24 protein-coding genes, 1 tRNA gene and 2 pseudogenes are annotated in these 26,498 nt (G+C 60.2%); 11 read left to right on the forward strand and 16 right to left on the reverse strand.

The window, feature by feature from the left end:
* Positions 1-51 precede the first annotated feature (51 nt).
* A pseudogene (locus tag ACIOUG_RS23245) lies at positions 52-492 on the forward strand (DNA recombination/repair protein RecA); the annotation flags it as partial.
* An 8-nt stretch (positions 493-500) separates the two neighbouring features.
* A complete protein-coding gene (gene recX / locus ACIOUG_RS23250) occupies positions 501-971 on the forward strand; it encodes a recombination regulator RecX (RefSeq protein ID WP_401068960.1) in 471 nt (156 codons plus the stop codon).
* Positions 972-1,026: 55 nt separating this feature from the next.
* Here recX and ACIOUG_RS23255 read toward each other — a convergent pair whose 3' ends face one another.
* On the reverse strand, positions 1,027-2,145 hold the full coding sequence (locus ACIOUG_RS23255; RefSeq protein WP_401068961.1) for a TIGR00730 family Rossman fold protein: 1,119 nt from the start codon (positions 2,143-2,145) through the stop codon (positions 1,027-1,029).
* A 351-nt stretch (positions 2,146-2,496) separates the two neighbouring features.
* On the opposite strand from ACIOUG_RS23255, the gene ACIOUG_RS23260 reads away from it, so the two are divergent.
* Complete coding sequence (locus ACIOUG_RS23260; protein WP_095188895.1) at positions 2,497-2,691, forward strand: hypothetical protein; 195 nt, start codon at positions 2,497-2,499, stop codon at positions 2,689-2,691.
* On the opposite strand, the gene ACIOUG_RS23265 is transcribed toward ACIOUG_RS23260, so the two are convergent.
* Complete coding sequence (locus ACIOUG_RS23265; protein WP_401068962.1) at positions 2,692-3,117, reverse strand: PA3611 family quorum-sensing-regulated virulence factor; 426 nt, start codon at positions 3,115-3,117, stop codon at positions 2,692-2,694.
* A gap of 189 nt (positions 3,118-3,306) precedes the next feature.
* Between ACIOUG_RS23265 and ACIOUG_RS23270 the strand changes: the two genes are divergently transcribed.
* The 3 genes from ACIOUG_RS23270 (at position 3,307) to ACIOUG_RS23280 (ending at position 5,365) form a co-directional block, all read left to right on the forward strand.
* A complete protein-coding gene (locus ACIOUG_RS23270; protein ID WP_401068964.1) occupies positions 3,307-4,053 on the forward strand; it encodes a tRNA-uridine aminocarboxypropyltransferase in 747 nt (248 codons plus the stop codon).
* Positions 4,054-4,277: 224 nt separating this feature from the next.
* On the forward strand, positions 4,278-4,928 hold the full coding sequence (gene erdR / locus ACIOUG_RS23275; protein WP_401068966.1) for a response regulator transcription factor ErdR: 651 nt from the start codon (positions 4,278-4,280) through the stop codon (positions 4,926-4,928).
* A 74-nt stretch (positions 4,929-5,002) separates the two neighbouring features.
* Positions 5,003-5,365 carry a diacylglycerol kinase gene (locus ACIOUG_RS23280; RefSeq protein ID WP_003222276.1) on the forward strand — a complete coding sequence of 121 codons (363 nt, stop codon included), beginning with the start codon at positions 5,003-5,005 and terminating at the stop codon, positions 5,363-5,365.
* Here the strand turns inward: ACIOUG_RS23280 and ACIOUG_RS23285 are convergent.
* On the reverse strand, positions 5,362-6,288 hold the full coding sequence (locus tag ACIOUG_RS23285) for a LysR family transcriptional regulator (RefSeq protein WP_401068968.1): 927 nt from the start codon (positions 6,286-6,288) through the stop codon (positions 5,362-5,364). The two genes, ACIOUG_RS23280 and ACIOUG_RS23285, sit on opposite strands and share 4 nt — an antisense overlap.
* Positions 6,289-6,421: 133 nt before the next feature.
* Between ACIOUG_RS23285 and fpr the strand changes: the two genes are divergently transcribed.
* Positions 6,422-7,201 carry a ferredoxin-NADP reductase gene (fpr, locus tag ACIOUG_RS23290; protein WP_007908723.1) on the forward strand — a complete coding sequence of 260 codons (780 nt, stop codon included), beginning with the start codon at positions 6,422-6,424 and terminating at the stop codon, positions 7,199-7,201.
* Between the two features lie 179 nt (positions 7,202-7,380).
* Here fpr and tsaA read toward each other — a convergent pair whose 3' ends face one another.
* From tsaA to rimO, 5 genes and pseudogenes are all read right to left on the reverse strand, one after another.
* Complete coding sequence (gene tsaA, locus ACIOUG_RS23295; protein ID WP_401068969.1) at positions 7,381-8,079, reverse strand: tRNA (N6-threonylcarbamoyladenosine(37)-N6)-methyltransferase TrmO; 699 nt, start codon at positions 8,077-8,079, stop codon at positions 7,381-7,383.
* A 200-nt stretch (positions 8,080-8,279) separates the two neighbouring features.
* Positions 8,280-8,747, reverse strand: coding sequence for a DUF1456 family protein (locus ACIOUG_RS23300; protein WP_401068971.1), 468 nt, complete (start codon positions 8,745-8,747; stop codon positions 8,280-8,282).
* Between the two features lie 72 nt (positions 8,748-8,819).
* Positions 8,820-9,530: an rRNA pseudouridine synthase gene (locus tag ACIOUG_RS23305; RefSeq protein WP_401068972.1), complete on the reverse strand. Its 711-nt coding sequence runs from the start codon at positions 9,528-9,530 to the stop codon at positions 8,820-8,822.
* 156 nt (positions 9,531-9,686) lie between these two features.
* The gene (locus tag ACIOUG_RS23310; protein ID WP_401068974.1) at positions 9,687-10,160 is read right to left on the reverse strand and encodes a GNAT family N-acetyltransferase; all 474 of its coding nucleotides are present in this window, start codon (positions 10,158-10,160) and stop codon (positions 9,687-9,689) included.
* A 218-nt stretch (positions 10,161-10,378) separates the two neighbouring features.
* Positions 10,379-11,718, reverse strand: a pseudogene (rimO, locus tag ACIOUG_RS23315) (30S ribosomal protein S12 methylthiotransferase RimO).
* Positions 11,719-12,068: 350 nt separating this feature from the next.
* On the opposite strand from rimO, the gene ACIOUG_RS23320 reads away from it, so the two are divergent.
* Both ACIOUG_RS23320 and ACIOUG_RS23325 read left to right on the forward strand, forming a co-directional pair.
* Complete coding sequence (locus ACIOUG_RS23320; protein ID WP_401068992.1) at positions 12,069-13,910, forward strand: potassium transporter Kup; 1,842 nt, start codon at positions 12,069-12,071, stop codon at positions 13,908-13,910.
* A gap of 316 nt (positions 13,911-14,226) precedes the next feature.
* A complete protein-coding gene (locus tag ACIOUG_RS23325; RefSeq protein WP_401068976.1) occupies positions 14,227-14,388 on the forward strand; it encodes a hypothetical protein in 162 nt (53 codons plus the stop codon).
* A 197-nt stretch (positions 14,389-14,585) separates the two neighbouring features.
* Here the strand turns inward: ACIOUG_RS23325 and ACIOUG_RS23330 are convergent, their stop codons facing one another.
* The 3 genes from ACIOUG_RS23330 to ACIOUG_RS23340 form a co-directional block, all read right to left on the reverse strand.
* Complete coding sequence (locus ACIOUG_RS23330; protein ID WP_401068978.1) at positions 14,586-15,878, reverse strand: virulence factor family protein; 1,293 nt, start codon at positions 15,876-15,878, stop codon at positions 14,586-14,588.
* Entirely contained in the window at positions 15,878-18,517 is a 2,640-nt protein-coding gene (mprF, locus tag ACIOUG_RS23335) for a bifunctional lysylphosphatidylglycerol flippase/synthetase MprF (RefSeq protein WP_401068980.1), read from the reverse strand. The genes ACIOUG_RS23330 and mprF overlap by 1 nt, the downstream gene beginning before the upstream one ends.
* A gap of 279 nt (positions 18,518-18,796) precedes the next feature.
* Positions 18,797-18,873 (reverse strand) — tRNA-Met (locus ACIOUG_RS23340).
* A gap of 280 nt (positions 18,874-19,153) precedes the next feature.
* Here ACIOUG_RS23340 and dinB point away from each other — a divergent pair.
* Positions 19,154-20,215: a DNA polymerase IV gene (gene dinB, locus ACIOUG_RS23345; protein ID WP_401068982.1), complete on the forward strand. Its 1,062-nt coding sequence runs from the start codon at positions 19,154-19,156 to the stop codon at positions 20,213-20,215.
* A 96-nt stretch (positions 20,216-20,311) separates the two neighbouring features.
* On the opposite strand, the gene ACIOUG_RS23350 is transcribed toward dinB, so the two are convergent.
* From ACIOUG_RS23350 to ACIOUG_RS23365, 4 genes are all read right to left on the reverse strand, one after another.
* Positions 20,312-21,265 carry a hypothetical protein gene (locus ACIOUG_RS23350; RefSeq protein ID WP_401068984.1) on the reverse strand — a complete coding sequence of 318 codons (954 nt, stop codon included), beginning with the start codon at positions 21,263-21,265 and terminating at the stop codon, positions 20,312-20,314.
* Between the two features lie 17 nt (positions 21,266-21,282).
* On the reverse strand, positions 21,283-22,998 hold the full coding sequence (locus tag ACIOUG_RS23355; protein ID WP_401068985.1) for a proline--tRNA ligase: 1,716 nt from the start codon (positions 22,996-22,998) through the stop codon (positions 21,283-21,285).
* Positions 22,999-23,127: 129 nt separating this feature from the next.
* Positions 23,128-24,687 carry an AmpG family muropeptide MFS transporter gene (locus ACIOUG_RS23360; RefSeq protein ID WP_401068987.1) on the reverse strand — a complete coding sequence of 520 codons (1,560 nt, stop codon included), beginning with the start codon at positions 24,685-24,687 and terminating at the stop codon, positions 23,128-23,130.
* A 43-nt stretch (positions 24,688-24,730) separates the two neighbouring features.
* The gene (locus tag ACIOUG_RS23365; RefSeq protein WP_401068989.1) at positions 24,731-25,084 is read right to left on the reverse strand and encodes an MGMT family protein; all 354 of its coding nucleotides are present in this window, start codon (positions 25,082-25,084) and stop codon (positions 24,731-24,733) included.
* Between the two features lie 165 nt (positions 25,085-25,249).
* Here ACIOUG_RS23365 and ACIOUG_RS23370 point away from each other — a divergent pair, with 165 nt between their 5' ends.
* Positions 25,250-26,257, forward strand: a complete 1,008-nt coding sequence (locus ACIOUG_RS23370; protein ID WP_027614345.1) for a DUF481 domain-containing protein — start codon at positions 25,250-25,252, stop codon at positions 26,255-26,257.
* 144 nt (positions 26,258-26,401) lie between these two features.
* Here ACIOUG_RS23370 and ACIOUG_RS23375 read toward each other — a convergent pair.
* Positions 26,402-26,498 (reverse strand): cold-shock protein (locus tag ACIOUG_RS23375; RefSeq protein ID WP_401068994.1); only part of this gene is annotated, 97 nt, incomplete at its 5' end.

The raw sequence follows: 26,498 nt of genomic DNA on the forward strand, positions 1-26,498 counted from the left end.
TCCTGTTTTGTGGTTTTCGGTGATACGGTGGGGTTTATTTCCTCCCCGTAAACCACCGCGGTTTGTACGGCTCTTTTGTCTTACGCCTCGGTTCGTCTCGACATCCGCCGTACCGGCGCGGTGAAGGAAGGCGACGAAGTGGTCGGCAGCGAAACCCGCGTCAAGGTTGTGAAGAACAAGGTGGCTTCGCCGTTCCGTCAGGCCGAGTTCCAGATTCTTTACGGCAAGGGTATCTACCTCAATGGCGAGATGATCGACCTGGGCGTGCTGCACGGTTTCGTCGAGAAGTCCGGCGCCTGGTATGCCTATGAAGGCACCAAGATCGGTCAGGGCAAGGCCAACTCGGCCAAGTTCCTGGCGGATAACCCGGAAATCGCTGCCAAACTCGAGAAGCAGCTGCGTGACAAACTGCTGTCTCCAGCAGTGATCGCGGACTCCAAGGCCTCTGCGGTCAAAGAGACCGAGGACGACCTGGCTGACGCTGATATCTGATCTCAGCGATGACCACCGCCGTACTCGATACCCTCGTCGCGGTGCGGCGAACCGCCATGGACCTGCTCGCTCGACGCGAGCACGGTCGAGTCGAACTGACGCGTAAACTGCGTCAGCGCGGCGCTGAGGCGCAAATGATCGAAACAGCCCTCGACCGGTTGACGGAAGAGGGGCTGCTTTCCGAAGCCCGTTACCTTGAAAGCTTTGTTTCCTACCGTGCCCGTTCCGGCTACGGCCCTTTGCGCATTCGCGAAGAGTTGGGCCAGCGCGGTTTGCAGCGCGCCGATATCGAACTCGCTCTGCGTGAAAGCGGTATCGACTGGCGGGAGCAGCTTCGCGAAACGTGGCAACGCAAGTTCTCCGGGCACCTGCCGATTGATGCCAAGGAACGCGCCAAACAAGGCCGTTTCCTCGCCTATCGGGGTTTTTCGATGGAGATGATCAACCGCTTGTTCAGCGGCAGAGGGATGGACGATTAACACGGTTGAACAAAAACGGCCCGCTATGAAAATAGCGGGCCGTTTTTTTTTGCCTTCAGATTACCTTTGATGGCTCACGTGCACGTTGGGTGGTCTGCGGTTTGCTGTGGGCCCAGTTTTCCGGGAGGTTGATGTAATCCACCAGCTCCCTGAGTCGGCCATGGTTCCGGGCATTGAACGCGAAGGCCAGCCGCACCAGATGGCTGTACTGCGCTTCGTCATGTTCCTCACCGCTGAAGGCGTGTTGATGGAACTGGTCACTCAGGCACAGATCGGCGAAAGCCTCTTGCATATGTTCCAGAGCCTGATCGCTGAGCTTGTGATGCATACGAATCACGAACTGACGCTTGAGCCAGCGACTGGAGTGGAAGTTGCTGTAGAACTGGTTGATCTGCTGCACCGCCTCATCGACGCTATAGACCAGGCGCATCAGTTTCAGGTCGGTGGGCAGGATGTAGTGGTTCTCTTCGAGCTGCTGGCGAATGAAATCCAGGGCGCCTTGCCAGAACGTACCCCCCGGCACATCCAGCAATACCACCGGCACCAAAGGACTTTTGCCGGTCTGGATCAGTGTCAGTACTTCCAGTGCCTCGTCCAGTGTGCCGAATCCGCCAGGGCACAGCACCAATGCATCGGCTTCCTTGACGAAAAACAGCTTGCGGGTAAAGAAGAAGTGGAACGGCAGCAGGTTGCCAGTGCCGTCTACGGTCGGGTTGGCATGTTGTTCGAAGGGCAGGGTGATGTTGAACCCGAGGCTGTGATCGCGCCCGGCACCTTCGTGCGCGGCGGCCATGATCCCGCCACCGGCACCGGTAATGACCATCATGTCCGAGCGTGTCAGGGCCGCGCCGAGTTCCCGGGCCATGGCATACAGGGGATGTTCGACCGGGGTGCGCGCCGAACCGAACACGGTGACTTTGCGTCGTCCCTTGAACTGTTCCAGCACCCGGAACGCCTGCTCCAGTTCGCGCAGGGCCTGCAGGGTGATCTTGGCGTTCCAGCGGTTGTGATCCTCTTGGGCCATGCGCAGCACGGTCAGGATCATGTCGCGGTAAATCGGCAGGTTCGGGCTGTTGGGGGAAACCTGGTTGAGTTGTTCTTCGACCTTGCTGATGAGGTCGGGGAGTTGTTCCTGAAAATGCCGGCTGAGCAGGTCATTCGGTTGGTAAGGCATTCAACGTCTCCTTCTGCACAGAGCTCGTAGCCCTGACGTGCGGCGTCAGTGCCGCGCTGCAAAAACACACACGATCGGCAGTTCCTTTGCTGCCGTGAACAAGTGATCGGGAATACTTTGAATCTAGACCTTCGCACGCATTTGCGCTGACTTGATCATTGCCCCGCAGAATCCTTTCTGGCAACTGCTGATTGCCTCTTCACGTAATCAGCCACCGCTCGTCCGAACGTACACCGTAGAGCAATCGCTCTGATTTACTAACTTACAGGCACCGTACGACAGCTTTGCGTCATTTGTCGTACGCAAGGTGCGCGCTTTTCAAGGATTCGTGGAGGCAAGGAGGCGGGATAGATGGTCAGAGTGATTCTGGAGATCGATACGCAGTTGTATCGGATGCTCAAAGCATCGGCCGAGACCAATCAAGTGAGTCTCGAAGAGGAGTGCTGCCGGCGTCTGGCGGGCGGTGAGCGGCGTTCCCGCTATTTACAGGCTCTGGTGGCCGAGTTGCGCGCCGAAGATGAGCAACGGCGCGCCAATTCCCGATGATTACTTCTTCTTCGCCGGGGCGGCTTTCGGACAGTCGGACTCCTGATAGCTGGCCGAACCGATCGCGCGGTTGGTCTTCACTTCGCTGAAGTCGTAGCGCATCACGGCGCCCTTGGCCATCAGCTTGCGGTACGACGGGTTATTGCACACCGAAGCACCCAGCTGGAAATACACGGCTTTTGGGTCTGCGCGCATCTTCTCGGCGTGGCTGGCCTGCACACTCAGGTGGTTGATCAGCGTAGTGCCTTCGACGGTGTAGCCTTGATCGAGAATGTCTTCGTTGATCGCCCGTGGGGTACCCACGCTGCTTTGCTCGGCGACACGGCGCAGCTCTTGGTTCAGATTCTGCTCACTCAGGGACGCAGCGTGTGCGCTGAAGGACAACGCCATGGCGATGGCCGCGGTAGGAACGATAAGGCGCAGCATGAAACTCTCCTGATTCAGTGACTGGTGGTTCGACCAGCCCCGTGGCTGTGCGTTCAGTGGCGGCGAATTATAGGGGAGCCGGTCTGGACGGTACAGGCTTGTGCCCGTCGCTCTGATAAACTGGCGACCTTTATTGCCTTGCCGAGTGCTGTTTGTGTCGAGTTTTCCTGCCTTCGGGCGCTGCCTGCAATGAATCACGCCCCCAACGCCGTCGCCCGCCTGCGCGACCAGCGCGAGGATGAAGGCATCAAGCCGATTCAGGCGCGAGGTTTTCGCTCCGAACGTTGCCGCGACTGTCGGGTGATCATCAGCCATTGCCTGTGTGCCTGGCGTCCGACCGTCGAAACCCGCTCCGGGGTGTGCCTGATCATGACCGGCAAGGAAGTGTTCAAGCCGAGCAACACCGGCTGGCTGATCGCCGATGTGGTGCGCGACAACCATGCATTCATCTGGTCGCGCACCGAACCTGACCCGCAGATGCTGGCGCTGCTCAATGACCCGCAATGGCAGCCGTACCTGGTGTTTCCCGGCGAATACGTCGAGCCGTCGCGGGTGACCAACACCGTCGCCGCCGATAGCAGCAAGCGACCGTTGTTCATCCTGCTGGATGCGACCTGGACCGAGGCGCGCAAGATCTTCCGCAAGAGCCCGTACTTTGACCGCTTGCCGATCCTCAGCCTGCTGCCGGACAAACTTTCGCGTTATCGTCTGCGCCGCTCCACCCGCAGCGAGCACCTGTGCACCGCCGAAGTGGCAGCGCTGTGCCTAGAACTGGCGGGGGACCGCGATGCCGCTTCGGCACTGGACGCGTATTTCGATGTGTTCAGCCAGCATTATCTGGGCGCGAAACAGCAGCTGGACATGAACGAGTCAACTCCGGCCCACGCCGAGTTGTTGCCTTATATACGAAAGCCGCAAGCGGTGTTGGCCCCATAGTGGCCCATACTTCACAGCGCGGCGGCCGTGCTGCTTGACCACCCCGGCTGCGCTGGGCATGCTTGGCGCCGATTAGGGTGCGGCCAAGGTTTGAAACGCCGTGTTTGCAAGTGATTGGCGTTGAACGTGCCCCTGTGGATAGCGCTGTGCAGCGCTGTCTTGAGTTGCTTTGGTGAGGCCCGAATGCGTCGGGCCTGCCATCAAAAAACAGGATCATTTGAAAAATGGCCACATACGACATCCTGATTGCCGATGATCACCCGCTGTTTCGTAGCGCACTGCATCAGGCGGTAACCCTGGGCCTTGGCCCGGATGTGCGACTGGTGGAGGTGGCGAGCATCGCCGAACTGGAAACGCGTCTGACCGAGAAGGCTGACTGGGATCTGGTCCTGCTCGACCTGAACATGCCCGGCGCTTTCGGCTTTTCCGGTCTGGTCATGTTACGCGGACAGTACCCGCAGATTCCGGTGGTGATGGTCTCGGCGCAGGAAGAAGCCTCGGTCATGGTCAAGTCCCGCGAATTCGGCGCCAGTGGCTTCATTCCCAAGTCCAGCGACCTCAGCGTGATTCAGCAAGCCGTGCGCAAAGTGCTCGATGGCGACGTGTTCTGGCCACCGCAGGCGTTCGAGGCGGTCAGCGTCTCCGCCGAAGCCAAAGCCGCCAGCGACGGCCTTGCCAGCCTGACCCCGCAACAGTTCCGCGTACTGACCATGGTCTGTGAAGGCCTGCTGAACAAGCAGATTGCCTATGAGCTGAACGTGTCCGAAGCGACCATCAAGGCTCACGTCACGGCGATCTTTCGCAAGTTGAACGTGCGCACGCGGACACAGGCGGCTTTACTTCTGCAACAACTTGAGTCAATTCCGAGCCAATAATGGCTGGCGTCTTCACGCTTTTTTGACTTTTGTTGCTCTAGCTTTCCCACTCCCTTCTGGTTGGTTTTTACGTTATGTCACCTTTCAAGGGCCAGACCGGCCTGAAACGCATCCTCAACGCATCCGGTTACTCGCTGGACGGCCTGCGCGCAGCCTTCACCGGTGAAGCGGCATTTCGCCAACTGGTGCTGCTCAATGTGGTGCTGATTCCGCTGACGTTCTTCCTGAATGTCAGTCGCGTCGAACAGGCGCTGTTGATCGCGGTGTGCCTGCTGGCGCTGATCGTCGAGTTGCTGAATTCGGCGGTGGAAGCGGCCATCGACCGCATTTCGCTGGAACTGCACCCGTTGTCGAAGAACGCCAAGGACATGGGCAGCGCCGCGCAATTCGTGGCCCTGAGCATGATTGCCCTGGTGTGGGCGGTGATTCTGCTTTAAGCGATACTCGGCAAGACGATCTCGTCGCTGCGCTGCACCCCGGCGGTGAAAGCGCGGCACAGCTCGAGAAACTCGCGCATGGCCGAGGTCTGGTATTTCTGCTTGTGCCAGATGAAGTAAAACTGCCGCGCCAGGTCCAGATCCGGGGTTTCCACCGCCACCAGACTGCCGCGCCGAAAGGCATCACGTAGCGCCAGTCGCGATATACAGCCAATCCCCAATCCTGATTCCACCGCGCGCTTGATCGCTTCGGTGTGCTCCAGCTCCAGACGGATATTCAGCGCACTGCGATGGTGACGCATGGCCTGATCAAAGGTCAGGCGCGTGCCGGAGCCTTGTTCGCGCAGAATCCACGCTTCATGGGTCAACTCTTCCATGGTCGCGCTGCCGCGTTTGGCCAGCGGATGCTGCGGCGCACAAAACACCACCAGTTCATCTTCCACCCAGCTCTGGACTTCGATGTCCGGATGACTGCAGTCGCCTTCAATCAGACCCAGATCAATTTCATAGTGAGCGACTTGATGCACGATATTGGCAGTGTTCTGTACATGCAGTTTCACCTGGCTTTCCGGATGGCGCTGCATGAAACCGCCGATCAACAGGGTCGCCAGGTAATTGCCGATGGTCAGGGTGGCGCCCACCGACAGTGAGCCGAAACCGGATTTGCCGTTGAGCAGGTCTTCGATTTCCTTGGACTGGTCGAGCAGGGCCACCGCTTGCGGCAGCAGCTGCCTGCCCAAGGCGTTGAGGCTCAGCCGTTTGCCGGCACGGTCGAACAGCTGGCAGCTGGACTGGCGCTCCAGTTCGGTGATCGAGGTGCTCGCCGCCGATTGCGAGAGGTTGAGCAGGCCCGCAGCACGGGATACGCTTTCCTGCTGGGCGACGGCGACGAAGACTTGCAGTTGACGAAGAGTAAATCGCATATCTATATAACCGATAACCCTTATCTTAATAATCCAGTTAACAGATATTGTCGTCGCTATTAGAATGCGATGCAATTGCGCACTGTCAGCCGCAAAGGCCAGCGCAGACCCAATATCCAGGAGTCCCACGTACATGAGCAACATGAACCACGAGCGTGTCCTCAGTGTTCACCACTGGAACGACACTCTGTTCAGCTTCAAGTGCACCCGCGATCCGGGCCTGCGCTTCGAGAACGGTCAGTTCGTGATGATCGGCCTGCAACAGCCCAACGGCCGCCCGCTTATGCGTGCCTACTCGATTGCCAGCCCGAACTGGGAAGAGCATCTCGAGTTCTTCAGCATCAAGGTGCAGGATGGTCCGCTGACTTCGCAGCTGCAGCATCTGAAGGAAGGCGACGAGATCATCATCTCGAAAAAGCCTACCGGCACCCTGGTGCTGGACGACCTGAACCCGGGCAAACACCTGTATCTGCTGAGCACCGGCACCGGTCTGGCGCCCTTCATGAGCGTGATTCAGGACCCGGAAACCTACGAGCGCTTTGAAAAAGTGATCCTGGTGCACGGCGTGCGCTACGTCAACGAAGTCGCCTACCGCGAATTCATCACCGAGCACCTGCCGCAGAACGAGTTCTTCGGCGAAGCGCTGCGTGACAAGCTGATCTACTACCCGACCGTAACCCGCGAGCCGTTCGAGAACCAGGGTCGCCTGACCGACCTGATGCGCAGCGGCAAGCTGTTCAGCGACATCGGCCTGCCACCGATCAACCCGCAGGACGACCGCGCGATGATCTGCGGCAGCCCGAGCATGCTCGACGAGACCAGCGAAGTGCTCGACAGCTTCGGCCTGAAGATCTCGGCGCGGATGCGCGAGCCGGGTGACTACCTGATCGAGCGTGCGTTCGTCGAGAAGTAAGCACCCCGAAAAAGCCCCCATTGCCTATGCAGGCAATGGGGGCTTTTTTATGCCCGAAATATTTCATTAATGCCCGCCACAATCCATGTAGGAGCTGCCGAAGGCTGCGATCTTTTGATCTTAAAAAAGGCAAGATCAAAAGATCGCAGCCTGCGGCAGCTCCTACATGGGGCGGTGTTTCAGGCTATGGCCGGGACGACTTCCAGCACGCGAATCTGCTCCGGCGTCGGGTAATGCCAGCGCACGTCCAGGTCCCAGAACTGCGCGCCGTATTCGCGCTCTGGTGTCGGCGTCTGGTACGCCGGACGCGGATCCTGCGCCAGGCACTGCTCGATCAACTCGACCAGAGGCTCGCCAAGGCGCTGAGCATGGCCGTGCGCCTGTTGCAGCGCGGTGTCCGTCCACTGCACGTCAATCAGCTGTGGCGCGGCGCTGGCGATGCTGTTGGAGGCATCAGGAATGATGTCGGCGTAAGGCACATAGGGTTTGATGTCGAGAATCGGTGTGCCGTCGAGCAAGTCGATCCCCGAGATGAACAGCCGATTGGCCTCGACCTTGTCCAGCTTCACCACCGACTGACCGATGCCATTGGGCCGGTGCGTCGCACGAGTGGCGAACACGCCCATGGACTTGTTGCCGCCCAGACGCGGTGGCCGCACCTTCAGCCGCGGCTTTTCTTCCAGCGCCTGATGAAACAGGAACAACAGCCAGACATGGCTGACCTGCTCCAGCCCCTGCACGGCATCACCCTGATCGAACGGCGCGACCAGTTCCAGCACGCCACGGGCGGCCGGGGCCAGTTGCGGCTGGCGCGGGATGGCGAACTTCTCCTTGAAGCAGGAGCGCACGAAGCCGATGGGGGAGACGTTGTAAGTCATGTTCGGTAATCAAGGCGGGAGCGGGGCGGGCATGATAACCCGGAGGGCTTCAAGGCAGGTGATGACGGGGCCGACGCCTTCGCGAGCAAGCCCGCTCCCACAGGGATTTCACTTGAAATCAGATTTTGTGTTCAGCACAAAACCTGTGGGAGCGGGCTTGCTCGCGAAGGCCGCGCCGCCGACTCAGAGTGATCCGCAGATCAGCCGCGAACGCGCAGGGTCAGGCCCTTGAGGAAGTTGCGCAGCAACTGGTCGCCGCACGGGCGGTAGTTGGTGTGGCCGACCTTGCGGAACAGCGCGCTCAGCTCAGGCTTGGACACCGGGAACTCGGCAGCCTTGAGAATCGCGTGCATGTCGTCTTCCTTCAGTTCGAAGGCCACGCGCAGCTTTTTCAGGATGATGTTGTTGGTCACCGGCACTTCGATCGGCTGCGGCGGACGGCTTTCGTCCTTGCCACGCTTGAATACCACCAGACCGTCGAGGAAGTGTGCGATGACTTCGTCCGGGCAGCGCACGAAACCTTCTTCGTCTTCTTCTTTCTTGTCGAGGTACGCGACGACGTCTTTCAGCTCCACGTCCAGGCCGCCGAGTTTGATGATCTCGACAACTTTCTTGTCGCTGATGTCGAGCATGTAGCGCACGCTGCGCAGTACGTCGTTATGAATCATGTGGGTAATCCTGATAATCGTTGTGGGCAACGCGCAGGCGCGCTGCCGGAATGTGTGGCGGCAACAGAGGCTTCAGAACTTCTCTTTGCCGGACAGGTAGCGCCATTGGCCGAGCGGAACCTTGCCGATCGACACGCCGCCGATGCGGATGCGACGAATGCCGACGACCTTCAGGCCAACCGCCTCGCAGAACTGCGCGATGATCCCCGGCTGCGGGTTCTTCATGGCGAAGCGCAGACGGTTTTCGTTCTGCCAGCTGGCCTTGACCGGCGGCAGCTCCTTGCCCTTGTGCGTGAGGCCGTGCTGCAGGCGATTGAGGCCGTGGGCAACCATGTCGCCTTCGACTTCAACCACGTATTCCTGCTCGATCTTGGCCGCGTCGGCAGTCAGTTTGCGCAGGACTTTCCAGTCCTGAGTGAACACCAGCAGGCCGCTGGCCCTGGGCTGCAGATCGGCGCTGGCCGTCAGGCGCAGGAAGTGGCCGCGCAGCGGGCGTTTACCGTAGCGGTGCTCGTCGCTGAGGGTTTCGGCGCTGAGCGATTGCATGGCGCTGTCGACATCCATGCCGGCCGGCACGTTGAGCAGGATGGTCACCGGCTCCGGCGCGGTGGCCTGGGCGTCCTTGTCGAGTTCGACCTTCTGGTCGCCGACCTTGAATTGCGGTTCGTCGATCACTTCGCCGTCCACGGTGACCCAGCCGCCCTCGATGAACAGCTCGGCCTCCCGGCGGGAGCAACCGACCAGTTCGATGAGGCGTTTAGAGAGGCGAATCGGGTCAGTCATGACAGGGCCGTAACAAAAAAGGGGTGGGCATTGTACCTGCCTGGCGCCGGTTAAGCCCGGTTCCATTTGTAGGAGCTGCCGAAGGCTGCGATCTTTTGATCTTCAAAAAGCAAAGATCGCAGCCTTCGGCAGCTCCTACAGAGGTACGGTGGGGTTTCAGGCATGGCTCGAGCGCTGCTGATTCTGCCGCAAACGCATATGCAGCAGCGGATACGGCTGACCCATGCCATCCACTTCCGAACGGCCGATCACTTCAAAACCCTGCTTGAAGTAAAACCCCAGTGCCTGCGGGTTCTGTTCGTTGACGTCGAGTTCATCGGCGTTCAGGTGCTGCATGGCGTAGTTCAGCAATTGCTTGCCCAGTCCCTGGCCACGGTGCGCGGGGTCGATGAACAGCATTTCGATCTTGCCTGCCGCCACCCCGGCGAAACCGGTGATGCGCTGCTGATGATCTCTGGTGCAGATCAGCATCACCGCGTCCAGATAACGGGTGAGCACCAGATTGCGCAGCAACTCGATGTAGCTGTCCGGCAGAAAATCATGGGTCGCGCGAACCGAGGCCTCCCAGACCCGGGTCAGTTCCTGATAATCGCTGAGTTTCGGCGTGTGAATGACCGAATGCTGACGCATGCCCGATGGCCTCTTGTTCGTTTCAAGGGAGTCCTTCCCCCGGTAAACGATAGCCGTAAAAAAGCCCCGCATCTCGTAAAAAGAGCGGGGCTTTTGATGACACGACTATCCCCTGTGGGAGCGGGCTTGCTCGCGAAAGCAGCGTATCAGTCGACATATCCAGTGACTGATACACCGCCTTCGCGAGCAAGCCCGCTCCCACAGGTATTTTGTGGTGCTTAGATCTGCTCAGCCCACAGGTCGTATTCGTCGGCGTCGGTGACTTTGCACCAGACCTTGTCGCCCGGCTTGAGGTTGCTGCCGTTGTCGATGAATACGTTACCGTCGATTTCCGGGGCATCGAAGAAGCAGCGGCCGACGGCGCCTTGCTCGTCGACTTCGTCCACCAGCACTTCGATTTCACGGCCAATGCGCATTTGCAGGCGCGCCGAGCTGATCGCCTGCTGGTGCGCCATGAAGCGCTCCCAACGGTCCTGCTTGACGTCGTCCGGCACCACTTCCAGGTCCAGATCATTGGCAGGCGCGCCATCGACCGGCGAGTACTGGAAGCAGCCGACGCGGTCGAGCTGGGCTTCGGTCAGCCAGTTCAGCAGGTACTGGAAGTCTTCTTCGGTTTCGCCCGGGAAGCCGACGATGAAGGTCGAACGGATGATCAGGTCCGGGCAGATTTCGCGCCAGTTCTTGATCCGCGCCAGGTTCTTGTCTTCGAACGCAGGGCGAGTTTCATCGTCTTGAGGACTTTGGGGCTGGCGTGCTGGAACGGGATGTCCAGGTACGGCAGGATCTTGCCGGCGGCCTTCAGCGGGATCAGCTCGTCGACGTGCGGGTACGGATAAACGTAGTGCAGACGGACCCAGACGCCCAAGGTGCTCAGCGCTTCGCAGAGTTCGGTCATGCGGGTTTTCACCGGCGCGCCGTTCCAGAAACCGGTGCGGTATTTCACGTCGACACCGTAGGCGCTGGTGTCTTGCGAGATCACCAACAGCTCTTTGACGCCGGATTTGACCAAGCGCTGGGCTTCGTCGAGCACGTCACCCACCGGACGGCTGACCAGTTTGCCGCGCATCGACGGGATGATGCAGAAGCTGCAGCTGTGGTTGCAGCCTTCGGAAATCTTCAGGTAGGCGTAGTGACGCGGAGTCAGCTTGATGCCTTGCGGCGGTACCAGGTCGATCAGCGGGTTGTGATCCTGACGCGGTGGCACCACTTCGTGCACGGCGTTGACCACTTGCTCGTATTGCTGCGGACCGGTCACGGCCAGCACGCTCGGGTGCACGTCGCGGATGTTGCCTTCTTCCACGCCCATGCAACCGGTGACGATCACCTTGCCGTTTTCCTTGATCGCTTCACCAATCACTTCCAGCGACTCAGCCTTGGCCGAGTCGATGAAGCCGCAGGTGTTGACCACCACCACGTCGGCGTCCTGGTAGGTAGACACCACGTCATAGCCTTCCATGCGCAGCTGGGTCAGGATGCGCTCGGAGTCGACCAGTGCTTTCGGGCAACCCAGAGATACGAAGCCAACCTTTGGATTGGCCGGCGCAGGAGTGGTGGACATGTCTAACCTCGGTGTTTTGTGACGTCGCTTGCCGTGTAGGAAAGCCGACGGATGGGCGCTTAGGGTGCGCCTCTGATCAAAAAGTGCGCAATTCTAGCGGTGAGCAACGCACTTGACCAGCTTTATGCAGGGAAATACGACGAGTGCTGCGCTATGCTTCGCGCCGTTGAGCTTTACCAATTTTTTACAGTCAACAAAACGTCTGTAACAACAGGTAAAACAGCGCATGCTGCACCACAAAGCATAGTGCTTCATTCAAAGAAGCCGGTTCTGAGAAGTAGGAGTGTTGGATGGGTCAGGCAAGTAGTCAGGCGGCGGGCGCCGAGCATTCGGCTGCAAAACCGCTGAGCATGCTGGTCGCGGCAGTCGGGGTGGTTTACGGCGACATCGGCACGAGCCCGTTGTACACCCTCAAAGAAGTGTTTTCCGGCGGCTATGGCGTGCCCGTCAATCACGATGGGGTGCTGGGCATTCTGTCGTTGATCTTCTGGTCGCTGATCTGGGTCGTCTCGATCAAGTACATGATGTTCGTCCTACGCGCCGACAACCAGGGCGAGGGCGGCATCATGGCGCTCACCGCACTGGCTCGGCGTGCGGCGGGGGAGCGCAAGAAGTTGCGTTCGTTGCTGGTGGTTTGCGGGCTGATCGGCGCGGCGCTGTTTTACGGCGACAGCATGATCACCCCGGCGATTTCCGTGTTGTCGGCGATCGAAGGCCTGGGCCTGGCATTCGACGGCATCGACCACTGGGTGGTGCCGCTGTCGCTGGTGGTGCTGGTCGCACTGTTTCTGATCCAGAGCCACGGTACGGCGCGGATCGGCATTCTGTTCGGGCCGATAATGGTCACCTGGTTCCTGGTGCTCGGCGCCCTCGGCGTTTACGGCATCAGCCATTACCCGGAAGTGCTGCACGCGATGAATCCGGTCTGGGCCGTGCGCTTTTTCATGGTTCACACAGGCATGGGCGTGGCGATTCTCGGCGCCGTGGTACTGGCGCTGACCGGTGCCGAAGCGCTGTACGCCGACATGGGCCATTTCGGGCGCAAGCCGATTGCCCGTGCGTGGTTCCTGCTGGTGCTGCCTGCACTGGTGCTGAACTACTTCGGTCAGGGTGCTTTGCTGCTGGAAAACCCGGAAGCGGCGCGTAACCCGTTCTACCTGCTGGCACCGAGCTGGGCGCTGATTCCGCTGGTGGGGCTTTCGACCCTGGCCACGGTGATCGCCTCGCAAGCGGTGATTTCCGGTGCGTTCTCCCTGACCCGTCAGGCGATCCAGCTCGGCTACATTCCGCGCATGTACATCCAGCACACCTCCAGCGACGAGCAGGGCCAGATCTACATCGGCGCGGTGAACTGGTCGCTGATGGTCGGCGTTGTGCTGCTGGTGCTCGGCTTCGAATCGTCCGGCGCACTGGCCTCGGCTTACGGCGTTGCGGTGACCGGCACCATGCTGATGACCACCATTCTGGTGTCAGCCGTCATGCTGCTGCTGTGGAAGTGGCCACCGATCCTCGCGGTGCCGGTGCTGATCGGTTTCCTGCTGGTGGACGGTCTGTACTTCGCCGCCAACGTGCCGAAAATCGTGCAGGGCGGTGCGTTCCCGGTGATCGCCGGTATTGCCCTGTTCGTGCTGATGACCACCTGGAAGCGCGGCAAGCAATTGCTGGTCGAGCGCCTCGACGAAGGCGCGCTGCCGCTGCCGATCTTCATCAGCAGCATTCGCGTGCAACCGCCGCACCGTGTGCAGGGCACCGCGGTGTTCCTCACCGCGCGCTCCGACGCCGTACCGCACGCGTTGTTGCACAACCTGCTGCACAATCAGGTGCTGCACGAGCAAGTGGTGCTGCTGACCGTGGTCTACGAAGACATCCCGCGCGTGCCGCCGGCACGCCGCTTTGAGGTGGACTCCTACGGCGAAGGCTTCTTCCGGGTAATCCTGCACTTCGGCTTCACCGACGAGCCGGACGTGCCGCAGGCATTGAAGCTGTGCCATCTGGATGATCTGGACTTCAGCCCGATGCGCACCACCTACTTCCTCAGCCGCGAAACGGTGATCGCCTCGAAACTCGAAGGCATGGCCCGCTGGCGCGAGGCGCTCTTTGCGTTCATGTTGAAGAATGCCAACGGCAACTTGCGCTTCTTCAATCTGCCGCTGAACCGGGTGATTGAGTTGGGGACGCAGGTGGAGATGTAATCCGGCATCATCAAAAAGCCCTCGTCAGCTTTGCGGCTGGCGGGGGCTTTTTTGTGGGCGGCAACTCCAGATCAAAAGATCGCAGCCTTCGGCAGCTCCTACAGGTTTCGCATTCCATGTAGGAGCTGCCGAAGGCTGCGATCTTTTGATCTTCAACCCTCTACAAGCTTTCAGGTAACTCTGCTTCAGACTCGGTCTTCGTGCGCGCAGGTCGCGGCAGTTTCGGAGTTTGCCTACAAGGTCTGTGGGCGTCATCCGATATTGCGAAACTGGAAGTAAACGATACTAAACGTCTGACACGAACTGGCGTGTGCAAATGAGCGAGACGCGTATGACTGCATCATCGGAACAAGAAAAGCAGGATGATCTCGAGAACCTTCGGATTGAAGCGGAAGCTATGGAGCGATTGATCAACTTCGATCCGGCTCAAGCGATCAGCCATTACGATATGCGGGCAAGATACGCCTGCAAGGATTGATGATTATTTGAATTCAGCGCAATTCCCTGTAGGAGTGAGCCTGCTCGCGATGGCGGAGTGTCAGTCCATGATCCGCCATCTGACACTCCGCCATCGCGAGCAGGCTCACTCCTACAGAGAAGCGGGGTGATTGTCTGAAATGTAAAAAGCCCCCGCAACCGTAAGGCTGCAGGGGCTTTTTGTTTGGCCGGATCAGATCACTCTGTCGGCTGATCCTTGCTCTGACGCTTCTCGATCAAGTCCACCAGACGCTTGGCCAGCGCCGGGTAGTTCTCGTCGAAGTGGTGGCCGCCGGGCAGTTTTACCGCTTCGCCGACTGCTGTCTTGTCGGTGCAGCCGCTCTCGTCGGTTTCTTCGGCGCCGTAGATGCACACCACTTTAGACGCTGGCAGCTTGGCCATTTCCGGGCCGGTGGCGGCTTCTTTGCCGGCGTTGCCGAGCCAGCCTTCGACTTCGATTTCGAAGCTGCCGGTGCGGGCGAAGGCCAGCAGGATGATGGCGTCGACGCGCTGCTGCTCGGTGTCCGGCAGGCGGTTGTAGATCGCCGGCAGGACGTCGGCACCGAATGAGTAACCGGTCAGGATGAAGCGCTTGGTGCCCCATTTCTGCCGGTAGTGCTGCATCAGTTCGGTCAGGTCCAGTGCGCTTTGCTCCGGGCTCTTGTGCTGCCAGTAGTAGCGCAGGGTGTCGATGCCGACCACCGGATAGCCGATCTTGGCCATCTCGCCGGCCACGTCGCGGTCGAGGTCGCGCCAGCCGCCGTCACCGGAAAGGAACAGGGTCACGGTGTCCTTGGCCTGACCGGCCGGCACTTCAACCACCGGGATCGCCAGGCCGCCATTGGCCTTGTCGCCGCCGACGAGGATCTTGCGCAGTTCGTTGTTCAGCACTTGCGGCAGGTTGATGTCGTAGTCGCTGATGCTGGTTTCGGCGTTCGGTTGATCGCGCACGAAACCGGCGCTGGTGTCGTCCGGGTTGTCGTTCCATGCCACCAGCCAGTGGCCGTGAGCCGCGGATTTCGGCAGCAGGTGGGTGCAGCCGGGTTTTTCCAGGGCCAGGTCAACCGAGATCGCCTGGGCCTTGTCGTCTTTCTGCTCGGACAACCAGCGCCAGGCCAGCACGGCGCCAGGGCCGATACCGCTGACCAGCGTGGCCGGGCCACTCAGTTCACGCAGCCCGGTTTGCAGAGCACGGCTCTGTTGCAGGCAGTCCTTGGGCAGAATCACCTGAACGATCTGCGCCGAGGCGCTGCGGCTCAGGGTGCTCAGTTGGTTGTCGGTCAGTTTCTGGTCGTCATTCACCGCGACCAGTACCTGAGCCTTGGGCTGGGTGCCAGGAATGACGCGGGTCATGACCGTGCCATCGGCGGCAGTCAGCGGTTGCAGAGTCGGTTGCGGTGCCGGGCGTTTGAGGTACCAGTAACCGCCGCCGGCAATCACGGCCAGCACAATCAGTGCGGCCAGGATGTACTTCAGGGAGCGTTGAATCATCAGCGTTTCACCAATCCAGTCAAGCCGCCCGCGATCAGGGCAGCAGTATCGGCCAGCGCCACCAGCGGATCGAGTCCGGCGGGCACTGCCATATAACGGGGTTCCCAGTCAGGCTGGAACTTGTCTTTGAAGCGGCGCAAGCCTTGGAAGTTGTACAGCTGCTCACCACGGCGGAAGACCATCGAGCCCAGACGCTGGGTCAGCGGTGCACCACGCCGGGGTTGCAACCCCGACAACGGCACCATGCCCAGGCTGAAGCGCGCGTATCCGTGACTCTTATAGTGTTGAATCAGGCCGACCATCATGTATTCCATGGTCAGCTTGGGGGCGTCCGGGTGCGCACGCATCAGGTCGAGACTGGCCAGGTCATGGCTGTAAGTCTCGAGCAGGTTGGCGAACGCCACCGGGCGGCCTTCGAAGCGAATCACCGCAATGCGGAAATGCTTCAGGTAATCGTCGCTGAATCGACCGAGGGAGAAGCCTTTCTCGCGCACGTTCTTGCCGGTCAGCCACGCATCGGAAATCACTTTCAACTCGTCCATCGGCGCCTGGCCCGGCTCATGGATTTCCAGCGACAGACCATCGCGGGTCCCACGGTTCCAGGTGTAGCGCAGGTCCTTCATCTCTTTGCCCTTGGCTTCCAGGTCAAAGCGATGCAGATCGACCCGGGCTTCTTCCCCGAGCTTGATCGCGGTCAGGCCGATGTCCATGTAGTACGGCAGGTTTTCGGCACGTACCTGATAGAACACCGGGCGAGTGTGATGGATGTCGCACAGGTCGCGGAACTGCCAGATCATTTCGGCGCGCTGCTGGCCGGGGCCGATCGGGTCGTACAACGCCACCAGACTGCGGCCACGGCGGGCGTACATCAGGAACGCCTCGTCGTTGGGGTGAAACAGCAACGCCTTGTCACCGGTCAGGGCGAGGCCACCGTCGGGTTGTGACGAGGCCATCAGAATCTTCGCCGCGCGGTCCAGTTCGTCCGGGGTCGGCAGGTGGATCACCGGGCGCGCGGTCCGCAACAGCCAGGTCAGGGCAATCACCAGCAACAGCACCGCAGCGCCAAGCAGCGAGCGCAAGCCACGCGGGGCGTCAGCGTCGAGGGTGAACTGCCACCACAGTTGATGGCTGTAAGGCACGTCCTGATAGGCGAACAGCAACAACCAGGTCGAAGCCCCCAGTACGCAGAGGCTGGCCACCAGGTACAGCGGCGAGAACGGCAGTTCGGTCAGGCGACTCGGGCGATAGAACGAACGGCGGAACACCCCCAGCAACGCGGCAGTGAGCGTCATCAACGTGGCTTCTTCCCAGTCGAAGCCTTTGAGCAGCGAGAGCAGGGCACCTGTCAGCAACAGAATAGTGGTCAGCATCCACGCGGCCGACAGACGACGGCGCAAACCCTGGGCGAGCAACAGACACAACACACCAATCAGGCTGGCGCCGAAGTGCGAGGCGTCGACCAGGCGATGCGGAATCAGAAAACCGATGTGTTCCAGACGCGTGTCGATCTCCGGAGTGGCCCCGGAAAACAGCAGCACCACGCCGGACAGGAATACCAGCACTGCCAGAATCGGCGCGGCCAGACCGGACGCCGCGCGCATGGTCTGGGTCTGGAACAGGCGCTGGCCTTCGTTGATCAGCAAAAACACGCAGGCCACCAGCAGTGGCAGCACGACATAGATCAGACGATAGAGCAGCAGGGCGGCGGCCAGCGGTGCAGCGCCGAGGGTGTCGGCGAACGCGGCCAGCAGAATCGCTTCGAAAACCCCGACACCCCCCGGCACATGGCTGAGGACGCCTGCGGCCAGGGCCAGCAGGTACACCAGCAGGAAGGCACCGAACGGCGGGGCTTCCGGCAGCAGCAGATAAAGCACGGTGGCGGCTGCGGCGACATCGAGGGCGGTGATGATCAGTTGCAGGAAGGTCAGGCGTCGGCCCGGCAGGCGCAACGTGCGGCGTCCGGCGCGGACCAGCAGGTTGTCGCGGTACGGCTGTTCCGGCAAGCGGCGGCGATAAATGCCGATCGCCAAAACGGCGCCGAGCAGCAGAATGACTCCGGCGATACTGCCCAGCAGTCCTTCGGACAGACCCAGCGCCTGAGAGGCCGCAGGCAGGTCGCTGAGGGTGGCGAGCGCAGCCAGTGGCGGCAGCGCGCAGCCCAGCGACAGGCTGGCGAACAGGGTCATGTGGGCAACTTCCGAAGCCCCCAGCCCGTGACGTGCATATAAACGGTAGCGCACCGAACCGCCGGACAGCAGCGACAGGCCGATGGCGTTGCCAATCGCAAACGCGGTGAAGCCGCCCAGCGCCAGCGTACGCGGCGGCAGAGTCACGCCGGCGTAGCGGCTGGCCGACCATTCATAGCCCAGCAGAATAATGAAGCCGACCACGGTCGCACCCAGTGCACCGAGCAGGGCCGGTTTCGGCACGTCGAGAATCGAGTCGTGCAGCGCATAGAGATCGAGTTCGCTCAGCAGATGGCGACAGGCAATCAGCGCAATGGCAAACAACAGCAACGTGACCGCGAGCCCGATCGGCTGGCGATATTTGCTCAACCGATCCAGCAAGCGCAGGCGCTCGGGCTTGATCGGATGTTCTGCTGTGACGGTGTCTTGTGGATCAGACGAGTTGGCGCGCATCAATCACCTCTTGGATTGTGCGCGACAGGATGGAGGTATCCAGCCAAGTTACCAATCCCTGTAGAAAAAAATAATCACAAAATACTACGCCTCTCATCCGGGATCGGCGAGGGCGGGTCATGGATTGCAGACGTCTTGCCTGCGACTCAAGCATAGTCGCAACTCGGCGGGTCTGACGATCCTGAGCGTTTCACTGCAGCGTGACAGATCATTGTTGCGAAAGGACTTTTTCCACAGATACAAAAAAGGCCACTCTTTCGAGTAGCCTTTTTTGATGTTTGGTTGCGGGAGCCGGATTTGAACCGACGACCTTCGGGTTATGAGCCCGACGAGCTACCAGACTGCTCCATCCCGCGTCTGTGTGTCGGCATTCTACAGAGGATCGCCGGGCTGTCAACCTCGAATCGGGATAAATCTGTTCCTGTTCAATTGGTTAGCGCTTTTTCTGCTAAGGACGACGAGAGCGCAGGGCAGGTGGGACAAGGCTTTCAGCTCTATCGACCAGCGATTCTCGATTGAGAAAATAAATTCAAGGCTGTTTTCCCACAGCCTGAAAAGAACATTCAGACCACTGGTGCTATATACAGGTGTCAGTGAGATACTGCGTTTCCGGCTCGCCATGTTTCCTTTTCTGTCATGACCCAGCGAAAAATCATCCACGTCGACTGTGACTGTTTCTACGCCGCCATCGAGATGCGCGACGACCCGAACCTGGCCGGCAAACCTCTGGCTGTGGGTGGGTCGGCGGATCGGCGCGGGGTGATTGCCACTTGCAACTATGAAGCGCGGGCGTATGGCGTGCGTTCGGCGATGTCATCCGGACACGCCTTGAAGCTGTGCCCCGACCTGACCATCGTCAGGCCGCGCATGGACGCCTATCGCGAAGCTTCAAAGGAAATTCATACGATCTTTCGCGATTACACCGATCTGATCGAGCCACTGTCGCTGGACGAGGCCTACCTCGATGTCTCTGACAGCGCGCATTTTGGTGGCAGCGCCACACGCATTGCTCAGGACATCCGGCGGCGAGTGTCCAATCAGTTGCACATCACCGTGTCGGCGGGCGTGGCACCGAACAAGTTTCTGGCGAAGATCGCCAGTGACTGGAAGAAACCCAACGGGTTGTTCGTGATTACCCCGGATCAGGTCGAGGAGTTTGTCAGTGGTCTGCCGGTGAGCAAGCTCCACGGCGTCGGCAAAGTCACCGCCGACAAGCTGGGCAAGCTCGGCATCGTCGATTGCCTGCAACTGCGCGAGTGGGACAAGTTGGCGCTGGTGCGTGAATTCGGCAGTTTCGGTGAGCGATTGTGGAGTCTGGCCCGTGGGATTGATGACCGGTTGGTGCACAACGACAGTCGTCGTCAGTCAATCAGTGTGGAAAACACCTACGACGTCGATCTGCCGGATCTGCGCAGTTGCCTCGACAAACTGCCGGAGCTACTGGAAACCCTGAAAACCCGCATGGAGCGGATCGACAGCAGTTATCGCCCGGGCAAGCCGTTCGTCAAAGTCAAGTTTCATGACTTTACCCAGACCACGCTGGAGCAAGCCGGGGCAGGGCGCGATCTGGGCAGTTATCAGTTGATGCTGACGCAGGCGTTCAACCGGGGCGGGAAACCGGTGCGGTTGTTGGGGGTGGGGGTCAGGCTGGAGGATTTGCGCGGAGGGTTTGAGCAGATGGAGTTGTTTGAGCGGTAGATCGTTAAAAGCAAAAGATCGCAGCCTGCGGCAGCTCCTACAGGAGGGCGCATTCCAAAGTAGGAGCTGCCGCAGGCTGCGATCTTTTAATAAAGCTTAATTCGGTCCCGGATCCGCCACCAGACGCCCGGCATCCTTGGTCAGTGACTTGAGAAATTCCGCCTGCAACTCAGGATCGTTGCGCGTCAGTTCGATCAGGCTTTGCTCCAGCTCGCTGGCTTCTTCTTCCAGACCCAGTTCCGACAGACGCTTGACCCGGTGGACCCACTGGCTGACTTCGTCGTCTTCCAGGTCGTCGTAAATCAGCCCGTGCGCTTCGAGCAACTTGCTGCGCAGGTGGCTGCTGATGGCCAGGGACGAGTCGCTGTGCACGTCATCCTTGGCGTCTTCGACGCTGATCTGCAGCTTGCCGATATGATTAAGGTCATTTTCGGCGAACGGGCTGTCCAGCAGGTTCAGGCGCAGCACACCGTTGCGGTCGGTGGTCATGTCGAAGGTCTGCTTGCCAGCCTTGACCTGCACCGGGCGCTCGCTCCACGGCAGGCTCGAATACTCCGTGCGCTTCTCGCGCTGGACTTCATCGATACCGGCCAGGTTCTGTTGCGCACGACCGTGGGACTGCACGTTCATGAACGGGTTGACCCCGGCGATGCCGTAGTTCAACCAGTCCTTGGTCACGCTGTCCGGCAGGTTGCCCAGAGCGAACACGTTGACCACATTGGCGCCGATACCGGCGACCACGGCCACCGCGCCCAGCGGAATCTCGTAGATTTCGCGCCAGGGCTGGTAGGGCGTGTAGCGATCGTAACGACGGGTGACTTCGAACTCGGTGACTTCGAAGGTCTTCTGTTCGTTGATCTTCACGCGTCGTTGCGGCAGCTCGAGCACCTTAGGCTCGCCGACATCGATCTGCAGGCTGTGATCGAGCAGTTTGCGCTCGACCCGCTCTTCGTGCTCGCTGCGCTGTGACATCTGATTGGCACAGCCGCTGACCAGCAGGGCGCCGCACAAGGCGGCGCCACCGAGGCCCAAGGTGTTTCGCTTGAACATGAGGTCTCTATCTGGATTCAGCGGCGGATACGGGCCTGAAGGAAGGACACCACATCGGCGACCGGCAGCGCTTGCGCTTCGGCTTCGGTGCGGCTCTTGTATTCCAGGTTGCCTTCGGCGAGGCCGCGGTCGCTGACCACGATCCGGTGCGGAATGCCGATCAGCTCCATGTCCGCGAACTTGATGCCCGGGCTGGTTTTCTTGTCGCGATCGTCCAGCAGCACTTCGAAACCGGCCGCAGTCAATTCTGCGTACAGCTTGTCGGTGGCTTCGCGCACCTGCTCGGTTTCATAGCGCAGCGGTACCAGGGCGATCTGGAACGGCGCCAGGGTGTCGCTCCAGATGATGCCTTTGTCGTCGTTGTTCTGCTCGATGGCGGCAGCCACCACGCGGGATACGCCGATACCGTAGCAACCCATTTCCAGGGTCACCGGCTTGCCGTTCTCGCCCAGGACCTCGCACTTCATCGCCTTGCTGTACTTGTTGCCCAGCTGGAAGATGTGCCCGACTTCGATGCCGCGCTTGATTTCCAGAGTGCCCTTGCCGTCCGGGCTTGGGTCGCCGGCGACGACGTTACGCAGGTCGGCGACGGTCGGAACCGGCAGATCGCGCTCCCAGTTCACGCCGAAGTAGTGCTTGTCGTCGATGTTCGCGCCGATACCGAAGTCGCTCATCAGCTCGACCGAGCGGTCGATGATGATCGGCAGTGGCAGGTTCAGCGGGCCGAGCGAACCGGCGCCGGCGCCAATGGCGTCACGCAGTTCGGCATCAGAAGCCATGACCAGCGGGTTGGCCACGCCTGGTTGCTGGGCGGCCTTGATTTCGTTGAGCTCGTGATCGCCACGGATGACCAGGGCAATCAGCTTGCCTGGCTCTTCGGCATGGACGATCAGGGTCTTGATGGTCTTTTCAATCGGCAGATTGAATTTTTCCACCAGGGCGGCAATGGTCTTGGTGTCTGGGGTGTCGACCAGGCGCAGCTCTTCGGTCGGTGCTGGACGCGAGGTTTCGCGTGGCACGGCTTCGGCTTTCTCGATGTTCGCCGCGTAGTCGGAACCGTTGCTGAAGACGATGTCGTCTTCGCCGGATTCGGCCAGTACGTGGAATTCGTGGGAGCCAGCGCCACCGATCGAACCGTTGTCGGCTTCAACCGGACGGAATTTCAGGCCCAGACGGGTGAACACGTTGCAGTACGCCTGGTGCATGCGGTCGTAGGTGACCTGCAGCGAAGCCTGATCGGCGTGGAACGAGTAGGCGTCCTTCATGATGAATTCGCGGCCGCGCATCAAACCGAAGCGTGGGCGGATTTCGTCACGGAATTTGGTCTGGATCTGGTACAGGTTGATCGGCAGCTGTTTGTAGCTGCTCAACTCATTGCGCATCAGATCGGTGATCACTTCTTCGTGGGTCGGGCCCGCGCAGAAGTCGCGACCGTGGCGGTCTTTGATGCGCAGCAGCTCAGGGCCATATTCTTCCCAGCGTCCCGATTCCTGCCACAGCTCGGCCGGTTGGGTGCTCGGCATCAACACTTCAAGAGAACCGGCAGCGTTCATTTCTTCGCGAACGATGGCTTCAACCTTGCGCATTACCCGCAAGCCCATCGGCAGCCAGGTGTACAGGCCCGAAGCGAGTTTGCGGATCATGCCGGCGCGCAGCATCAGCTGATGGCTGACGACGACCGCATCGGAAGGCGTTTCTTTCTGTGTGGCGAGCAAAAATTGACTGGTGCGCATGGTTGGCCGTTGTCGGTTGCTATGACTGGAAATGACGGAGCAGTGTACCGGCGAGATTTGCCGACGTACAGGATTGCGCTCGGCGGTGAGGCTCAACGGCGGGAATCCTCCCGCCGTAGCTGAAATGTCCTACGACTCTTCGACGGCGGTGCTTGGCACAGGCTCGGGCGTGGGTGTCGGACCTTCGCGACGGTTTTCCTGGAACCAGTGCAGGGCGATCAGCAGCAGTGTCGGCACGCCGAGCAGTGCGGTGATCATGAAGAAGCTGTGGTAACCGAACTTCTCGACCATTACCCCGGAATAGCCGCCCATCAGGCGCGGCAGCAACAGCATGATCGAACTGAGCAGGGCGTACTGGGTGGCCGAGAACTTCAGGTTGGTCAGGCTCGACAGGTAGGCGACAAACGCCGAGGTCGCGAGGCCGGAACTGAAGTTGTCCAGAGAGATGGTCACCACCAGCATCTGCAGGTTCGGGCCCATATCGGCGAGCATCACGAACAGCAGGTTAGTCGCCGCCGAAGCGGCGCCACCGATGAACAGGATCGGCAGGATGCCGAAGCGCACGATCAGCAGGCCACCCATGCCGGCGCCGACCAGGGTCATGATCAGGCCGAAAATCTTGCTGACGCTGGCGATCTGGTCCTTGGTGAAGCCCTGGTCGATGTAGAACACGTTGGCCATCACGCCCATCACCGTGTCGGACATCCGGTAGGTCGCGATCAAACCGAGCAACAGCAACGCCTGCCAGCGGTAGCGCAGGATGAAGTCGTTGACCGGGGTCAGCACCGGCGCCAGGCCGCGACGGCCCATGGTCGACAGGCACAGACCGGTGAGCAGGGTGTAAAGGATGGCGCGCAGGAAGGCGCGGTCTTCGAGCAGCAGGTCGAGCGGACTCATGCTGCCGAACAGCACGCTGGCGAAATCGGTGTTGTAGAGCTGGGTGAACATCGCCGGCACCGACACCAGCAGCACGATCAGCACGAATACCGAGGCCAGTTGATGCACGAAACTGTAGCGGCCAGCCTGCAACTGCGTGCGCAGTGGCACTGGCGGTTCGCGCATCAGCAGCGACGTCAGCAGGGCGGGGATCATCAGCACCCCGAACAGCGCGTAGGTGCCGGTCCAGGCCGAATGCTGATAGTTGAAACCGGTGGAACCGAAGCCCTCGGCGAAGAACAGTGCGCCCGCGGTGGCCAGCAGGGCGGCGACGCGGTAGCCGGACATGTAACTGGCGGCCAGCGCGGCCTGGCGGCTGTCGTCGGCAATTTCCAGACGGTAGGCGTCGACCGCGATGTCCTGCGTGGCGGAGGCGAAGGCGACGATGACGGCAATGGCGATCAGCCAGGACAGGTGTTTCTGCGGATCACAGAAACCCATGCCGATCAGGCCCAGAATCACCAGGGTTTGCGAGAGCACCAGCCACGAACGACGGCGGCCGAGCTTGCCCAATAAAGGCAGGCGCCATTGGTCGAGCAGCGGTGACCAGACCCATTTGAAGGCGTAGGCCAGGCCGATCAGGCTGGCGTAGCCGATGGTTTCACGGGCAACGCCGGCTTCACGCAGCCAGACGGAAAGCGTCGAAAATACCAGCATGTACGGCAGGCCGGCAGCGAAACCGAGCAACAACAGCACGAGCGTCGAAGGACTGGCATAGGCGGCGAGCGCGGCGCGCCAGGTTTTACGGGGCATGGGCTGAAGTCTGCCTCAAGATTGCGAAAACAAAGCGCGCACTCTAACCGCTGTGCTCTATCGGGCGCCAGCCATGGCGCTGAATATCCACACGATTGTTCAGGACGGTGACGCCTTCAGAACGTAATCGTGCGCGTTGTTCGTCCCCCGAAGGGCTGCCGAGAGGCAGACTGATCCGACCGCCGGCGCCCAGTACCCGGTGCCACGGCAGCCTGGTATCGGCGGGTAATTGGCTCAGGGTCCGGCCGACCCAGCGGGCGGCGCGCCCCAATCCTGCAAGTTCAGCCAACTGACCATAGCTGACCACCTTGCCCTCAGGTACCTGGGCAAGCGTCGAATAGAGCGCCGTGCGTCGGATTTGCGCCGGGCTTTCGTCGGGATGGATCGGCTCTTTCACCTGCACAGTTCCTGAACAAGGGGTGGTCGATGGGTTCAAGGGTAATCCGTCGGCGCGCAGATGAGAAATGAACTCAATGGAATTCGCCCGGTCAGTGCTTGTCAGGGCCTTATTCCTACGGATAATGCCGACCTTTTTTCGCAAACTTGAGCCCTCGATCCGCTTATGTTGTCCAGAACCTTGCTGTGCCTTGCCGTCTTCAGTGCCTCCACTCCGCTGCTTGCCGATACCGTCTGGTTGAAGAACGGTGACAAGTTGAGCGGTAAAATTTCCGTTTTCGATGGCGGCAAGTTGCTGATCCAGACCCAGTATGCGGGTGCGGTCAGCATCGACTGGAAAGAGGTCAAGACCCTGCAAAGCGATCAGGAACTGCTGGTCAAACAGGACGCCTACAACGGTGAAAAAGCCAAGTCGCTGACCGCCGCCGATGACGGCAAGGTCACCCTGGCCAATGGTGAGGCGCCGAAAACCGTGGAGCTGGCGAGCATCCAGCAGATTCTCAAACCGAAACCGGTGGTCGAGGATCTGGTGTGGAAGGGCAATATTGGTCTGGCGATGGATTATCAGCGTGCCGAAAAGGACACCGACGACTACGACATCGACTTCAAGACCACGGCACGTCATGGTCGCTGGCGGCACACCGCCGAGGGCGAGTACAACCGCGAAGTGCAGGACGAGCAGGTCACCACCAATAACTGGCGCGCCGAATATGCGCTTGACCGCTTCCTCACCGACAAGTGGTTCTGGCAGGGGCGCCTGAACTACAAGCGTGATTACGTTGAAGAGCTGTCGCGCCAGCGCGTGGTCGGTACCGGTCCGGGCTACCAGTTCTGGGACGACGAGTTGGGCGCGTTCTCGCTCGGCTCGCTGCTCAACCGCACCGATTATGAGTACAGCGATGGTGGCAAGGACAACTTCTACTCGGTCGCCATGAAGTGGGATTACAACCGCTACCTGATCGGCAAGAAAGTCGAGTTCTTCACCAATGGCGAACTGGGCAAGCCGCTGTCTGACGTAGCCAACTACGCGCTGGATGCCGAGATGGGCCTGCGTTACAAGGTCACCGACTGGGCGTCGCTCAACCTCAAGGCCGAGCGTGACATCATCAGTGGCACCAAGGATGCGGATTTGAACAAGACCCGCTACACCGCAGGGTTTGGCGTGGCCTGGTAACGCACAGGCAAAAGATCGCAGCCTGCGGCAGCTCCTACAGGAGGGCTGTCGCGGGCTGCGATCTTTTTTTGCGCGTGGAAAAACACACGCCCACAAAAAAGCCCCGCTTTTGAGGGCGGGGCTCTTTTCTAAAGAAGCTACAAGTTAGATAACTTGTACTTCTTCAGCTTGCATGCCTTTCTGACCGCGGGTAGCGATGAAAGAAACCTGTTGGCCTTCTTTCAGGCTTTTGAAGCCGTCG

This window comes from Pseudomonas sp. NPDC087803 (assembly GCF_044742995.1).
Lineage (GTDB): Bacteria > Pseudomonadota > Gammaproteobacteria > Pseudomonadales > Pseudomonadaceae > Aquipseudomonas.

Bases quoted from the DNA above. Each gene is read 5' to 3' on its own strand.
- ACIOUG_RS23305 (WP_401068972.1), bottom strand. From the start codon at position 9,530: ATGACTGACCCGATTCGCCTCTCTAAACGCCTCATCGAACTGGTCGGT.
- erdR (WP_401068966.1), top strand. From the start codon at position 4,278: ATGGCCACATACGACATCCTGATTGCCGATGATCACCCGCTGTTTCGT.
- ACIOUG_RS23320 (WP_401068992.1), top strand. From the start codon at position 12,069: ATGCTGGTCGCGGCAGTCGGGGTGGTTTACGGCGACATCGGCACGAGC.
- ACIOUG_RS23355 (WP_401068985.1), bottom strand. From the start codon at position 22,998: ATGCGCACCAGTCAATTTTTGCTCGCCACACAGAAAGAAACGCCTTCC.
- ACIOUG_RS23265 (WP_401068962.1), bottom strand. From the start codon at position 3,117: ATGCTGCGCCTTATCGTTCCTACCGCGGCCATCGCCATGGCGTTGTCC.
- ACIOUG_RS23280 (WP_003222276.1), top strand. From the start codon at position 5,003: ATGTCACCTTTCAAGGGCCAGACCGGCCTGAAACGCATCCTCAACGCA.
- ACIOUG_RS23360 (WP_401068987.1), bottom strand. From the start codon at position 24,687: ATGCCCCGTAAAACCTGGCGCGCCGCGCTCGCCGCCTATGCCAGTCCT.
- mprF (WP_401068980.1), bottom strand. From the start codon at position 18,517: ATGCGCGCCAACTCGTCTGATCCACAAGACACCGTCACAGCAGAACAT.
- ACIOUG_RS23270 (WP_401068964.1), top strand. From the start codon at position 3,307: ATGAATCACGCCCCCAACGCCGTCGCCCGCCTGCGCGACCAGCGCGAG.
- fpr (WP_007908723.1), top strand. From the start codon at position 6,422: ATGAGCAACATGAACCACGAGCGTGTCCTCAGTGTTCACCACTGGAAC.
- ACIOUG_RS23370 (WP_027614345.1), top strand. From the start codon at position 25,250: ATGTTGTCCAGAACCTTGCTGTGCCTTGCCGTCTTCAGTGCCTCCACT.
- tsaA (WP_401068969.1), bottom strand. From the start codon at position 8,079: ATGACTTACAACGTCTCCCCCATCGGCTTCGTGCGCTCCTGCTTCAAG.
- ACIOUG_RS23325 (WP_401068976.1), top strand. From the start codon at position 14,227: ATGAGCGAGACGCGTATGACTGCATCATCGGAACAAGAAAAGCAGGAT.
- ACIOUG_RS23260 (WP_095188895.1), top strand. From the start codon at position 2,497: ATGGTCAGAGTGATTCTGGAGATCGATACGCAGTTGTATCGGATGCTC.
- ACIOUG_RS23285 (WP_401068968.1), bottom strand. From the start codon at position 6,288: ATGCGATTTACTCTTCGTCAACTGCAAGTCTTCGTCGCCGTCGCCCAG.
- recX (WP_401068960.1), top strand. From the start codon at position 501: ATGACCACCGCCGTACTCGATACCCTCGTCGCGGTGCGGCGAACCGCC.
- ACIOUG_RS23330 (WP_401068978.1), bottom strand. From the start codon at position 15,878: ATGATTCAACGCTCCCTGAAGTACATCCTGGCCGCACTGATTGTGCTG.
- dinB (WP_401068982.1), top strand. From the start codon at position 19,154: ATGACCCAGCGAAAAATCATCCACGTCGACTGTGACTGTTTCTACGCC.
- ACIOUG_RS23300 (WP_401068971.1), bottom strand. From the start codon at position 8,747: ATGATTCATAACGACGTACTGCGCAGCGTGCGCTACATGCTCGACATC.
- ACIOUG_RS23255 (WP_401068961.1), bottom strand. From the start codon at position 2,145: ATGCCTTACCAACCGAATGACCTGCTCAGCCGGCATTTTCAGGAACAA.
- ACIOUG_RS23310 (WP_401068974.1), bottom strand. From the start codon at position 10,160: ATGCGTCAGCATTCGGTCATTCACACGCCGAAACTCAGCGATTATCAG.
- ACIOUG_RS23350 (WP_401068984.1), bottom strand. From the start codon at position 21,265: ATGTTCAAGCGAAACACCTTGGGCCTCGGTGGCGCCGCCTTGTGCGGC.